Below are 12,764 nucleotides of genomic sequence, written 5' to 3' on the forward strand. Positions count from 1 at the left end.
CGGGCCAGCATGGACGACATCCCGGGCGGCTCGGTTCACTGCGGCGCCTGCTTCCGATCGCCCGCCGTTTCATCCGCGCAAAGCCTCCCTGATCGCCTGCGCCGACGGCCGGCCAAGGGCCTTCAACTCCTGCGCGAACAGCGCGACGCGCCATTCCTCCAGCAGCCAGCGCGCCGGATGCGACAGGTCCGGCAGCTGTGCGGCGAACGGCGCGAGCTGCTGCGTCAGTTCCTCGTCGCGCTGCGGCTTGTTCTGCAGACGTTCGAGCCGCACCTGCAGCGCGCGCAGATAGGTCGTGATGCGCGGCCAGTACGGATCCGGAATCGCGGCGACGAAGCCGTCGGCGAACAGGCTCGCGAGTTGCGCGCGCATGTCGGCGACCGGCAGCGGCCAGCGCGCGGCGAAACCATCGAGCGTCTTGCGAATCTGCATCGCATTGTTGAGCCAGCCAACCAGCGTGTCGAGCCGCGCCAGCGCGTCGATGCTGAACGCGGCGCGCCGTTCGAGCGCGGCCTGGAAATCGGCACGGGAGCGGATCGGTCCGTCGAGCAGGGTCTGCGCGGCGGCGCGCGCGGCGAGTTGCGCGGCGATCGTTTCCGCATCGAGGCCGAACGGCGCCGCCAATAGCGCGAGCTTGAGGCGCGCGCCCTTGCTCAGATCGCGTGTGCGTTCCGGCATGCGCGCGAGCAGCAGCGTCAGCACGCCGCGCCGATGCGCCGCGTCCGCCGCCTCGCGCGATTCGAACAGGCGCAGATCGACACGGCCGTTTTCATCGCTCAGCGCCGGATAGCCGCGCGCACCGCTGGCGAGCGGCACCGACTCCGGAAGCGCGTCGAAGTCCCAGTCGTGCAAGTCTTCGCGCGCCCAGTGTCTCAGAGAATCGTCGCGGCTCGCGGCCTGATGCAGCGCGGTGCGCGCCGCGCCGCTGAAGCGGCCGCGCAGGCCGTCGAGCGTGTTGGCGACGCCGAGAATCGCGCCCTGTTCGTTTTCCAATTGCAGACGCGGCAACAGATACGCGTCGAGCTTGGCCGGCGCGAAATCGTCCGGCTCCAGACGCACGCCGGTCATCTGCTGCAAGGCCTGGCACATCGCCGGCAGCAGCGCGCCATCGTCAGGCGTGAGCCGCGACGCCAGCGCCTGCGCATATTCGGCGGCCGGCATCACCTGGCGGCGCAGATGCTGCGGCAGCGTGCGGATCAGCGCTTCGATCTTCGCCGCGCGCAGGCCGCTGACCAGCCAGTCGAAGCGTTCGGCCGGCAGCTGGTGCACCTGCGCGAGCGGGATGTGGAAGGTCACGCCGTCGTGCTCCTCGCCGGGTTCGTGCGAGTAAGAGAGTTTCAGCGTCACGCCGCCGACGTCGAGGTGATCGGGGAACAGGCTTTCGACATGGGCGTTGGCGCCGGGCCGCAGCGCGTCGCTCTCCTGCATCGTCAGTGCTTTCTGCGCGCCCGCTTCGCGGCGCAGCCAGTTCTTCAGCGCCGCCGCCGTGCAGACCTCGGCCGGGATGCGTGCGTCGTAGAAGGCGTGTAACTGCGCGTCGCCGGCCAGCAGGTCGGGGCGACGCAGCTTGGCTTCCTTGTCGCGGATCGTGTCGATCAGCTGCAGGTTGGCATCGAGGAAGGCCGGCTTGCGCTGCATCTCGCCCTTGACCAGCGCCTCATTGATGAAGATCTCGCGCGCCTCGGCCGGGTTCGTCGAGCCGTAATGCCGCGCCCGCGTCAGCAGCGGCAGGCCGAGCAGGCTGACGTGCTCGGTGGCCGTGACTTCGCCGCGCTCGACGTTCCACTGCGGATGCAGCAGCACTCTTTTCACCAGGTGCGGCGCGACGCGTTCGAGCCAGTCCGGTTCGATCGCCGCGTTGGTGCGCGCGAACAGCTGCGAGGTCTGCGCCAGCTGCGCGCTCATCAGCCATTGCGGCTGCTTCTTGATCAGCGCCGAGCCGGGATGAATCTTGAAGCGCCGGTTGCGCGGGCCCTGGTATTCGTTCTTCTCCGGCAGCTTGTGGCCGATGTGATCGATCAGGCCGGCGAGCAGCGCTTCGTGGATCGGCACGAACAGCTCGTCGAGCCTCTCGTTGGTCCAGCGCGCGGCGTCGGGCCTGGCGGCTTCCTTGTCGGCGACCAGATCGCGCAGCTGGCGATGCACGGCCTCCCATTCCTCCATGCGCAGGAATGACACGAAATGGTCGCGGCACACGCGGCGCAGCTGGCGATTGCTCGACTTGTCGCTCCAGTCGCGCCACTGCTGCCAGAGCTTGAGCAGCGTGAGGAAATCCGAGCGCGGATGGCGCCAGGCCGCGTGCTTCTCGCGCGCGTTCTGCTGCGCATCGGCCGGCACTTCGTGCGGGTCCTGCACCGACAGCGCGGCGGCGAGCACCAGGATCATGTCCTGCGCGATGCTGCCCTTGCCGGCCAAGGCGATGCGCGCGATGCGCGGATCGAGCGGCAGGCGCGCGAGTTCGCGGCCGAGCGGCGTCAGCTCGCGCCGCTCGTCGAGCGCGCCGAGCGTCTGCAGCACGCGGTAGGCGTCGCTGACGTGGCGGTGGTCCGGCGCGTCGACCCAGGGAAAATCCTCGACGTCGCCGAGGCCCAGCGCGGTCATGCTGAGAATCACGCCGGCGAGGTTGGCGCGGCGGATTTCCGGATCGGTGAACAGCGGCCGCGCAGCGAAATCGTCCTCGGCATAGAGCCGCACGCAGATGCCGGGGCCGAGACGGCCGCAGCGGCCGGCGCGCTGGTTGGCCGCCGCCTGCGAGACCGGCTCGATCTGCAGCTGCTGCACGCCGGTGCGCGGCGCGAAGCGGTTGATGCGTGCGGTGCCGGTGTCGACGACGTAGCGGATGCCGGGCACCGTCACCGAGGTTTCGGCGACATTGGTCGCCAGCACGATGCGCGGCTGCTTGCCGGGCGAGAACACGGCGTCCTGGGCATTCGCCGCCAGCCGCGAATACAGCGGCAGCACTTCGGCGCGCGGATACCGGCCACCCAGCACGCGCGCGGTGTCGCCGATCTCGCGTTCGCCGGGCAGGAACACCAGCACGTCGCCGTCCGGACGGCCGCGCCACAGCTCGTCGATGGCCGACGCGATCGCGCCTTCGAGATCGCCGTCGTCGGCCGGCGCGCGGTAACGCATCTCGACCGGATAGGTGCGGCCCGACACCAGCTTGATCGGCGCGCCGTCGAAGTGTTTCGACAGCTTTTCCGGATCGAGCGTCGCCGAGGTGACGATCACCTTCAGATCCGGCCGCTGCGGCAGGATGCGCTTGAGCCAGCCGAGCAGGAAGTCGATGTTGAGGCTGCGCTCGTGCGCCTCGTCGATGATGAGGGTGTCGTAGGCGGTCAGCAGGTGATCGCGGCCGAGTTCGGCGAGCAGGATGCCGTCGGTCATCAGCTTGACCATCGTGCGCTCGGAGACGCGGCGGTCGAAGCGCGTTTCGTAGCCGACCAGCTCGCCGAGCCGCGTATCGAGTTCGGCGGCGATGCGGTTGGCGACGCTGCGCGCGGCGAGCCGGCGCGGCTGCGTGTGGCCGATCAGGCCGCGCGTGCCGCGGCCGAGTTCGAGGCACAGCTTCGGCAGCTGCGTGGTCTTGCCGGAGCCGGTCTCGCCGCAGACGACGATGACCTGATGATCGCGGATCGCCTCCAGCAGCTCGTCCTTCGCCTGCACCACCGGCAGCTCGTCCGGGTAGCGGATGGTCTGCGGCCGCAGGCGCAGGCGGTTCTCGTAGCGCAGGCGCGCCTTCGCGACATCGGCGTTCAGCCGCTGCAGGTCGATCTTCGCGCCGCGCCGCGCGCGGTCGAGCAGGCGCACGAAGTCGGCGTGGTCGCGCGCCAGCAGTTCAGGCTGCGCGGCCGCCAGCGTCGCGCGCAGCGCGTCGAGAGTGGCCGGCGCGATCATGCGCGCTGGCGGCACGGCCGATAGGCAGCGCGGGAGGGCTTGGGCACAATCAGGAGCATCGGCAGTTCATCAAAAACATAAGACGGTCGCGAAGCAGGTCGCCGCCGCTCGGGGGAGCGCAAATGGAGTGGCTGAAGCATCTGGTCGACTGGCAGGCCATCGCCGCGGACATCCGGCAGCATTTCTGGATCTATCTTTCGCTGCCCTTCGTCAGCGCGATCATCGGCTACGTCACCAAGGTGGTGGCGATTCGCATGATGTTCCAGCCCATCGAGTTCATCGGCCTGAAGGCCCCGTACCTGGGCTGGCAGGGCATTATCCCGCGAAAGGCGGCGAAGATGGCAGGCATCTCCGTCGACCTGATGACCTCGCAGCTGATCAGCGTGCGCGAGGTGTTCGAGCGGCTCGACCCCGAGCGCGTCGCCCGCGAGCTGGAACCGGTGCTGGTCGGCGCCATGGAACGCATCACGCGCGACGTCGCCGAGCGCTTCCAGCCCGGTCTGTGGAACCTGCTGCCGGAGTTCGTGCGGCGCCGCATCGTGCAGCGCGTGCAGGCCGATCTGCCGGGCCTGATCACGCAGATCATGCGCGACGTCAGCGGCAACATCGAATCGCTGTTCGATCTCAAGGCGATGGTGGTCGACAACCTGGTGCGCGACAAGCGCCTGCTGAACCGCATCTTCTGGGAAACCGGCCGCCAGGAATTCAAGTTCTTCGGCACCGCCGGCTTCTACTTCGGCTTCGGCATCGGCCTCGTGCAGATGGTCTGCTGGGTGCTGTGGAAGCAGTCGTGGATGCTGCCGGCCTTCGGCCTGTTCGTCGGCTTCGCCAGCGACTGGCTCGCGCTGCAGATGCTGTTCCGCCCGCTGCGTCCGCGCCGCGTGCTCGGCCTGAACGTGCAGGGCCTGTTCCTGCGCCGCCAGCAGGAGGTCGCGCACGACTACGGCAACCTGATCGCCGACCAGATCCTCACGCCGGAGAAGATCTGGGTCGCCGTCCTGCAGGGTCCGCTGTCCGACCGCGTGCTCGCGCTGCTCGAGCGCCACGTCAAACAGGCCGTCGACGAACAGGCCGGCGTCGCCCGCCCGGTGCTGAGCGTGCTGATCGGCTCGCAGAAATACGTCGAGATGAAGAAGGCCGTCGCCGAAAGCCTGATCCGCGAGCTGCCGCTCGCCCTGCAGTCCATCAACCGCTACGCCGAGGGCGCGATGGACATCCGCAACACCCTCATCCGCAAGATGCAGGCGCTCTCCGCCGAACAGTTCGAAGGCATGCTGCGGCCGGTGTTCAAGGAAGACGAGTGGATCCTGATCGCGATCGGCGCGCTGCTCGGCTTCCTGGTCGGCGAGCTGCAGGTGTTTCTGATGGTGCACTAGCGGGTCCGGCGCGCGATTCCCACCGCCCGCTTGCCGGCGGGGCGGGCGCCGCGGCTTCGGGCTTTTCGCAGAAGGAAAACGTCGCGCCGGCGCGCCGCCGCGCGCATCAGTCGGTGACCGTCGCCCGCTCCACCAGAAAATCGACGAAGGCCCGCACGCGCGCCGCCGGCTTGTCGTGGCCGAGATAGAGGGCGTGAATTTCCTCGCGGTCGCCGGGGTTGTAGTTCTCCAGCAGCGGCACGAGGCGGCCAGCGGCGAGGTCGGCGCCGATGAGAAAGTGCGCGAGGCGCACGATGCCGGCGCCGGCCACCGCCATCACGCGCAGCGACTCGCCGGAATTGCCCTGGAAGTTGCCGTTGACGGCCTGGCGGCGTGGCGCGCCGTTCGCGCCGGCGGTGGCGCGCAGGTTCCAGCCTTCGAGGGCGCGGCGGAAGTTGAAATTGAGGCAGTTGTGGCGGTCGAGATCGGCCGGCGTCTTCGGTCTGCCGTGGCGCTTCAGGTAAGCCGGCGAGGCGGCGACGATCCAGCGGCTGGCGCCGAGTGAACGCGCGCGCAGGTTCGAATCGCGCAGGGGTCCGTGGCGGATGGCGACGTCCATGCGCTGGTCGACCAGATCGACGAGCGCGTCGGTCAGCGACAGGTCGACGCTGACCTGCGGATGGCGTTCGAGGAATTCCGGCAGCACCGGCAGCAGGCAGTGCAGGCCGAAGGGCAGCGAGGCGGTGACGCGCAGGCGGCCGCGCGGCTCGACCTTGGCGGTCGAGAAGCTGCGCTCGAGATCGTCGATCTCGGCGGCGATCGCCTGCGCGCGCACGCGGAACGCTTCGCCCTCGGCGGTCAGCGTCAGCGAGCGCGTGGTGCGCTGCAGGAGCCGCACGCCGAGACGCGCTTCGAGACGCGCGATCGTGCGGCTCACCGCCGACGGCGTGACGCGCAGCATCTTGGCCGCGGCGGCGAAACTGCCGCCGTCGACGACGCGCAGGAAAACTTCGATCTCGCCGCTGCGGTTGTCCATGCGCCCCCGTCATTCGTGATTTGAGTTCACGACGATTGTGAGCGGGCGCGTTCTTATCATCAATCAAGGAACCCGGCATTGTGGCGGCCCGTCGAGGCAAGACCTCGCTCGCCCCTCGCGGAGGCGAGAGGGAAATTCATTTTTGGTCGTCGTTCTCAGGCCCTGCCTTTCACCGGAAGTCCCGCATGCCGCTCGCTCTCTATGCCCTGACCGCCGGCGCCTTCGGCATCGGCGTCACCGAGTTCGTCATCATGGGCCTGCTGCTGCAGGTCGGCGGCGACCTCGGCGTGTCGATTCCGGCCGCGGGCCTGCTGATTTCCGGCTACGCGCTCGGCGTCGTGGTCGGCGCGCCGCTGATGACGGTGGCGACGGCGCGCTGGCCGCGCAAGACCGTGCTGCTGGCGCTGATGGGCATCTTCACGCTCGGCAACCTGGCCTGCGCACTGGCGCCGGGCTACGCGGCGCTGCTCGCGGCGCGCGTGTTCACGGCGTTCGCGCACGGCACCTTCTTCGGCGTCGGCTCGGTGGTGGCGACCACGCTCGTGGCGCCGAAGCAGCGTGCCTCGGCGATCGCCATCATGTTCACCGGGCTCACCGTCGCCAACATTCTCGGCGTGCCGTTCGGCACCTGGCTCGGCCAGGCCTGCGGCTGGCGCGCGACCTTCTGGGCGGTCGCCGCCGTCGGCATCGTCGCGCTCGCGGTGATCGCCCTGCTGGTGCCGCGCGAGGCCGCGCCCGTCGAGGCCGGCGACTGGCGACGGGACCTGGGCGTGCTCACGCGCGCGCCGGTGCTGCTCGGCTTTCTCACCACGGTGCTCGGCTTCGGCGGCATGTTCGCCGTCTTCACCTACATCGCGCCGATCCTCACCACCCTCAGCGGTTTTTCCGACGCGGCGGTGTCGCCGATCCTGCTGGTGTTCGGCGGCGGCCTGGTGATCGGCAACCTCGTCGGCGGCCGGCTTGCCGACCGCCGCCTGTTCGCGACGCTGATCGGCAGCCTGCTCGCGCTCGCCGCGACCCTGCTGCTGATGACGCTGGCGATCCACACGCGCGTCGCCGCCGTGATCTTCGTCGGCCTGCTCGGCGCCACCGCCTTCGCCACCGTGCCGCCGCTGCAGATGTGGGTGCTCGACAAGGCGCAGGGCGCCGGCCAGAGCCTGGCGTCGAGCTTCAACATCGGCGCCTTCAATCTCGGCAATGCCGGCGGCGCCTGGCTCGGCGGCGTGGTGATCGCGCACGGCCCCGGCCTCGGCGCCCTGCCCTGGGTCGGCGCGCTGCTGCCGCTGGCGGCGGTGGCGATCGCCCTGCGCGTGCGGCAGCTCGAAGGCGCGTCGGCGCCGGCCGGCGCCGGCCGCGCCGATTGAGGCGCGCCTCGCGCGCGGGCCGGCCTCCCCGCACGCCCGTGCGCCGCGCCGGCGCTTTACGAACGCGCGCGGATGCCGGACGATCGCGGCGTCGGTCTGTCCTTGGACCCTGAGGGGAGGTTCACTGCATGAGCACCGCGTCCCTGCGCCCGTCCGGCGCCTTCATCGGCGCCTCGTGGGCGGCGCTGGCGATCGGCGGCATCGGCTTCATCGCCGGCATCTGGAATTCGGCGATGCCGCTCAACGAGAAGGGCTACTACTTCACCGTGCTGCTGTTCGGCCTGTTCGCCGCGATCTCGCTGCAGAAGACGGTGCGCGACCGTCTCGAAGGCGTGCCGGTCACCGGCATCTACTACGGCGTGTGCTGGACGGCGATGGCGGCGGCGATCGTGCTGCTCGTCATCGGCCTGTGGAACGCCGACTTCAGCCGCATCGAGAAAGGCTTCTACGCCATGGCCTTCCTGCTGGCGATGTTCGGCGTCGTCGCCGTGCAGAAGAACATCCGCGACGCCAAGGCCGCCGATGCGCTCGACGAGCCGACGCGCACCCACGATCCGAACATCGCACCGTAAGCGGCCGCGCGCGCTCAGCGCGCCGGCGTTTCCGAGGTCACGACGAAGGCGCTGCAACGCTCGGGATCGATCGCGCGGATCTCGTATTCGAGCCCGCAGGCCAGGCAGGGACTGTCGCGCAGCAATTCAGCCGCTTCGGCCAGGCTGCGTGCATGGACGAACCAGTATCCGCCGATGACTTCCTTGGCCTCGGCATAAGGTCCGTCGGTCACCGCCTGCCGGGTCACCCGCTTGCCCTCCGGCATCAGCCGCTGACCGGGACGCATGTGGCCGTCGCCGACCATCCGCGCGTGCCAGGCATAGAAGGCATCGATCGCGGCCTGGATGCGCTGCGGCGAGGCATCGGCGTCCCAGCGGCCGCGTGAGATCACCAGATATTCGGTCGGTGGCGGTTCGTCGCTCATGACGGTCCTCGTCGCTGCAGTCTGCGCCGGGCCGGCGCTCAATCATCGGTGCTTGAAGGCGCGCGCTTGCGCGACGCGGCGAGCTCCCACGGCGTCGCCGCTCGCTGCAGCACCGGGCCGGTCTTGCCGCCGAGCTTGGCGAGCCGCCGTGACAGGCGGAAGACGTGGTTCTCGACCGCCTGCCAATCCCAGGCGCTCGCCGGCCCGAGATCGGGATAGCGATCCTGCCGGCTCATGGCGCGGCCCTGCGAGTGGGCGGCGACGCGACATTGCAGGACATCGGGCGGCGTCACGTACAGATGCAGCCGGACGATGCCCCAGCCGGCGAGCGAATGACGGAAGCTGTGGCCCTCGCGCGGCGGATCGAGCTCGATGCGACGCTCCGTGAGCTTGCCCTTCATCGACGGGTACCAGAGCCCGAACGCGTAGTTGCGCACGCCCGCGGCGATGCACTGCGCGGCCTTGGCCTTGATCGCCGCGGCATCGGCGTAGCGCTGCAGCGGCGCGCCCAGATCGGATTCCGCGGCCGCGACCACCGGCGTCTCCGACTCGAACGCCGCATCGATCAGCGCATCGAAATCGGCGGGGCGGATGAAAGTGGCAAGCGTCACGGAAAACCCTCGGGCGGAAACATGGCGGGGCGCGCCGCGAGCGCGCGTCCCGGCAAGACTATACGAAGCGGCGCCGGCGGCCGCGCCGCGCCGTCGCCGCGTCAGTCGGCGTGCCGAACCGGCGTGCAGCGCACCTCCGTCTTCACCGAGTTGGCGATGAAGCATTCGGCGTGCGCTTCATGATGCATCGCGTCGATCTCCGCAGACGTCGGCAGGCGCTCGCCGGAGAAGACCACGTCGGGCCGCAGGGTGACGGCCGTCATCGCCATCCTGCCTTGCGCGTCGCGCGCCATCACGCCGGCGGCGGCGTCGCGGTAGCGGTCGACGCGAAAGCCGCGCTCTGCGGCGATGCCGAGGAACCACAGCATGTGGCAGCTGGCGAGCGCGGCGACGAACATTTCCTCGGGATCGACGGCCGTCGCATCCGACAGCGGCACGCGCACGACCTGCGGCGAGGACGAGCCCGCCAGCTCGACGCCGCCGTCGAAGCGCAGCACATGGCGGCGGCTGTAGCGCTTGTCCGTGAAGACCTGTTCGCCGCGTTCCCACAGCACCTCGGCACCGTACTGGCCCATGCGTTTCTCCTGCGGTCGCCCGCTACTGCAGCTTCAGCTCCATGCGCACCATGCCGTCGTCGCCGGGCTTCGCCGCCGCGCCGGTGGTGACGAAGATGCGCTCGGCGGCGATGTCCGGCCTGGCCAGCAGCGCGCCCTGCACGGCCTGCGCGCGCTCGCGGCCGAGCTGCTGCAGCGCGTCGTCGGATGGCGCGAGGCGGGCCAGCAGCGGCGCTTCGACATAGGCGATGCGCGCCGCCGCGTCCGCGCTGCCGTCCGGATACTGCACCGATTGCTTCAGCAGTTCCTTGTGCAGTTTCTCCAGCGCGCGCAGGCGCGCCTTGTCGTCGGCCGGCGCCGCCGGCAGGCGGGCGGCGAGGGCGCGGCGCGCCAGCGCCTCGCGATCGGCATCGCCGACCACGACCGGCACTTCGAGCTTGAGCTGCGGGCGCTCGGCGAGGGCCCTGGCGAGCGTGTCGAGCGTGCCGGCGGCGCGCGGCGTCAGCGTCGCGTCGCCGGCCGCGAAGTCGAGGTGCGACAGTTCCTCGCCGCCGCCGAACAGCGCGCCGAGCGCGGCGAACGGCGCGGTGACGATCTTCGTCACGATGTTGCCGAGCACCTTCCAGACCAGCCTGCCGTACTTGAAATCGGGATCGTCGAGGCTGCCGCGCACCGGCAGTTCGAGATCGATGATGCCGCGCCGATCCTTGAGCAGCGCGACGGCGAGCTTGATCGGCAGCGGCGCGGCGTCCTTCGAGCCGGTCGCCTCGCCGAACTCGAGCTGGTCGACGATGACGTGGTGCTCGGCCTCGAGCTGGCGTTTGTCGATCTTGTACGACAGCTCCGTCGTCAGCTTGCCCTTGGCGATGTTGTAGCCGGCGAACTTGCCGGAGTAGGGATTGAACGTGGTCAGCTCCATGTTGCGGAACGCCAGCTTCACGTCGCTGTATTCGGTCGCCGCGAGCAGGCTCGACGTGCCGCGAATCTCGACCGGCGAGTAGCGATCGACCTGGCCGTCGAGGCGGATGGTGGCGCGCGACTTCGCATCGCTGGACAGCTCGGTCACGCCGCCGCGCAGCCTGACGATGCCGGTCGCGAACGAGGGCTCGATCGAGCGATCGGCGAAGAAGGCCGAGCCGTCGCTGATGCGGATGTCCTTGACGCGGATCGGCATCGGAGGCGCGCTGCGCTTGGCCGCGGCCTTCGGCGGCGCGGCGCCGCTGGCGGACGGCGAGGGCTTGAGGATCTGCGCGACGTTGAGCGTCTGGTCGGGATTGATGACGACGCGTGCGTAGGGCTGCGTCAGCGTGACGCGCTCGATGCCGAGGCGGTCGGGCGCCAGCGAGAAATCGATGCCGTCGATCGCCAGCTGCTTCCAGCGCGCGAAGTCCTCGCCGCCGCCGCTGGCGCGGAAATCGTCGACCTTCACGCCGCCGCGGACGCGCAGCGGCATCGAGCCGTCCGCCGCCTGCGCGACATCCAGATCGCCTTTGAACGCCAGCGTGCCGCTGTGCACGGCCGCGCGGGTCGCCTGCGCGACGTAGGGCTGCACCGCGGCGAGCGCGAAACCGTCGAGCTGCACGGCGAGCTGCGTGCTCAGCGGCCGCAAGCGCATCCGGCCGCGCGCCGACAGCTGCGCGCGACCATCGATGCCGAGCTGCGCGTCGACGTCGAGCGTGGCGTCCGCGTCGCTGCTGTAGCCGGCGACGGTCGCGCTGATCGGCGCCAGCGCGAAGCGCGCCGCCGGCCGCGTCGTGCGGTCCTCGACATCGACAGCGGCGTCGCTCAGCTGCAGGCGTGCGACGGCGATGCGCAGCGGCTGCGCCGGCGCGGGCGCATCCGCGGTCGCCGCGGGCGCCGCATCCCTGTCGCGCGCGGCGAGCTTCATCAGGTTGATGCTGCCGTCGCGCTCGCGACGCAGGTCGAGGCGGGCGCCGTCGACGTTCACCGCCTTGATCGTCAGCTCGCGGCGCGCGAGCGAGAAAGCCAGGGTGTCGATGCCGAGCTGGCGGACGGCGACCGGCGCCGTGGCCGCGGCATCGCCGCGCGCGGCGACGGCGACATCGCGCAGCGTGACGGCCGGCAGGGTCAGGCCGAGATCGAGCGTCGGCTGCAGCGCCAGCGTGTAGTGACCGTTCAGGTCGAGGCTGCCGGAACGCAGCTGCACCGGCAGCTGGTCCTGCAGGTAGTCGGCGAGGGTCCTGGCGAGCAGGCCGTGCACGCCGAAGTCGCCCTGCGAGCCGAGCGGCTGCACGGTGAACGTGCCGGACCAGTCGAAGCGCTCGCCGGCGGCGCTCGCCGCGTCGAAGCGGTAGACGTTCCGGTAGTCCGCCGTCGTGCGAAAGTCGGTGAGCGCGAAGCGGATCGGCTTGAGTTCGGTGCGGAACGGCTGCGGCCGGCTGCGATCCTCGAAGGCGACGCGGCCGTCGCTGACCGTCAGCGCGGCGATGCGGATGCGCGGTATCGCCGGCGCCGCGCTCGGCGGCGGCGGCGGCGCTTCATGCGACGACGGCGCGAGCCTGGCGAGGTTCAGCCTGCCGTCGGCACCGATGACGACGCTGAGGTCGGGCCCGGCGAGCGTCAGTTCCCGGAAGGCGAGCGAGCGCGTGAACAGCGAGGTCCAGGGCTCGAAATCGACGCGCAGCGAGGAAAAGCCGAGCAGCGGCGCGCCGTCCGCCTCGGTCAGCTTCAGATCGTCGACGCGGACCACGAAGGTATAGGGATTGAAGCGCAGCGCGCCGAGCGCGATATGGCGGCCAAGCGACTGCTGGGCGTAGTCGACGATCGCCGAACGCGCGAGGCGCGGCACCAGCAGGAAGCCACCCAGCGTGTACAGCAGCAGCGCGCCGGCCGTCACGCTCAGGGCCAGCCGGCGGCGGCGCAGCAGGGACAGGAAGGCGTGCATGGCCTGCGGGCTCCGGAATCATCGCCGTGTCTCGGCGGCGCGGATTCTGGCACGCAGGCGCGGCGC

9 protein-coding genes are annotated in these 12,764 nt (G+C 70.3%); 3 read left to right on the forward strand and 6 right to left on the reverse strand.

Annotated features, from left to right (window positions below; all coding sequences use genetic code 11):
- Window positions 1-69: 69 nt before the first annotated feature.
- Window positions 70-3,897, reverse strand: a complete 3,828-nt coding sequence (gene hrpA / locus K344_RS0113540; RefSeq protein ID WP_043114476.1) for an ATP-dependent RNA helicase HrpA — start codon at window positions 3,895-3,897, stop codon at window positions 70-72.
- Between the two features lie 122 nt (window positions 3,898-4,019).
- Here hrpA and K344_RS0113545 point away from each other — a divergent pair, with 122 nt between their 5' ends.
- Window positions 4,020-5,273, forward strand: a complete 1,254-nt coding sequence (locus K344_RS0113545) for a DUF445 domain-containing protein (RefSeq protein WP_043114478.1) — start codon at window positions 4,020-4,022, stop codon at window positions 5,271-5,273.
- 106 nt (window positions 5,274-5,379) lie between these two features.
- Here the strand turns inward: K344_RS0113545 and K344_RS0113550 are convergent, their stop codons facing one another.
- The gene (locus K344_RS0113550; RefSeq protein ID WP_028081120.1) at window positions 5,380-6,288 is read right to left on the reverse strand and encodes a LysR family transcriptional regulator; all 909 of its coding nucleotides are present in this window, start codon (window positions 6,286-6,288) and stop codon (window positions 5,380-5,382) included.
- Window positions 6,289-6,473: 185 nt separating this feature from the next.
- Here K344_RS0113550 and K344_RS0113555 point away from each other — a divergent pair, with 185 nt between their 5' ends.
- Together K344_RS0113555 and yiaA are read left to right on the forward strand one after the other, a co-directional pair.
- A complete protein-coding gene (locus K344_RS0113555) occupies window positions 6,474-7,652 on the forward strand; it encodes an MFS transporter (RefSeq protein WP_028081121.1) in 1,179 nt (392 codons plus the stop codon).
- 128 nt (window positions 7,653-7,780) lie between these two features.
- Window positions 7,781-8,224, forward strand: coding sequence for an inner membrane protein YiaA (gene yiaA / locus K344_RS0113560; protein WP_028081122.1), 444 nt, complete (start codon window positions 7,781-7,783; stop codon window positions 8,222-8,224).
- Between the two features lie 14 nt (window positions 8,225-8,238).
- On the opposite strand, the gene K344_RS0113565 is transcribed toward yiaA, so the two are convergent.
- From K344_RS0113565 to K344_RS0113580, 4 genes are all read right to left on the reverse strand, one after another.
- On the reverse strand, window positions 8,239-8,628 hold the full coding sequence (locus tag K344_RS0113565) for a YciI family protein (protein ID WP_028081123.1): 390 nt from the start codon (window positions 8,626-8,628) through the stop codon (window positions 8,239-8,241).
- Window positions 8,629-8,666: 38 nt separating this feature from the next.
- Window positions 8,667-9,239: a hypothetical protein gene (locus K344_RS23100; protein WP_051362223.1), complete on the reverse strand. Its 573-nt coding sequence runs from the start codon at window positions 9,237-9,239 to the stop codon at window positions 8,667-8,669.
- Between the two features lie 101 nt (window positions 9,240-9,340).
- Window positions 9,341-9,814, reverse strand: a complete 474-nt coding sequence (locus K344_RS0113575) for an OsmC family protein (protein ID WP_028081124.1) — start codon at window positions 9,812-9,814, stop codon at window positions 9,341-9,343.
- 22 nt (window positions 9,815-9,836) lie between these two features.
- Window positions 9,837-12,698 carry a DUF748 domain-containing protein gene (locus K344_RS0113580; RefSeq protein ID WP_028081125.1) on the reverse strand — a complete coding sequence of 954 codons (2,862 nt, stop codon included), beginning with the start codon at window positions 12,696-12,698 and terminating at the stop codon, window positions 9,837-9,839.
- Window positions 12,699-12,764 lie beyond the last annotated feature (66 nt).

The sequence above is a fragment of the Solimonas soli DSM 21787 genome (assembly GCF_000474945.1).
GTDB classification, from domain to species: Bacteria; Pseudomonadota; Gammaproteobacteria; order Nevskiales; family Nevskiaceae; genus Solimonas; species Solimonas soli.

Bases quoted from the DNA above. Each gene is read 5' to 3' on its own strand.
- hrpA (WP_043114476.1), bottom strand. From the start codon at position 3,897: ATGATCGCGCCGGCCACTCTCGACGCGCTGCGCGCGACGCTGGCGGCC.
- K344_RS0113545 (WP_043114478.1), top strand. From the start codon at position 4,020: ATGGAGTGGCTGAAGCATCTGGTCGACTGGCAGGCCATCGCCGCGGAC.
- K344_RS0113550 (WP_028081120.1), bottom strand. From the start codon at position 6,288: ATGGACAACCGCAGCGGCGAGATCGAAGTTTTCCTGCGCGTCGTCGAC.
- K344_RS0113555 (WP_028081121.1), top strand. From the start codon at position 6,474: ATGCCGCTCGCTCTCTATGCCCTGACCGCCGGCGCCTTCGGCATCGGC.
- yiaA (WP_028081122.1), top strand. From the start codon at position 7,781: ATGAGCACCGCGTCCCTGCGCCCGTCCGGCGCCTTCATCGGCGCCTCG.
- K344_RS0113565 (WP_028081123.1), bottom strand. From the start codon at position 8,628: ATGAGCGACGAACCGCCACCGACCGAATATCTGGTGATCTCACGCGGC.
- K344_RS0113575 (WP_028081124.1), bottom strand. From the start codon at position 9,814: ATGGGCCAGTACGGTGCCGAGGTGCTGTGGGAACGCGGCGAACAGGTC.
- K344_RS0113580 (WP_028081125.1), bottom strand. From the start codon at position 12,698: ATGCACGCCTTCCTGTCCCTGCTGCGCCGCCGCCGGCTGGCCCTGAGC.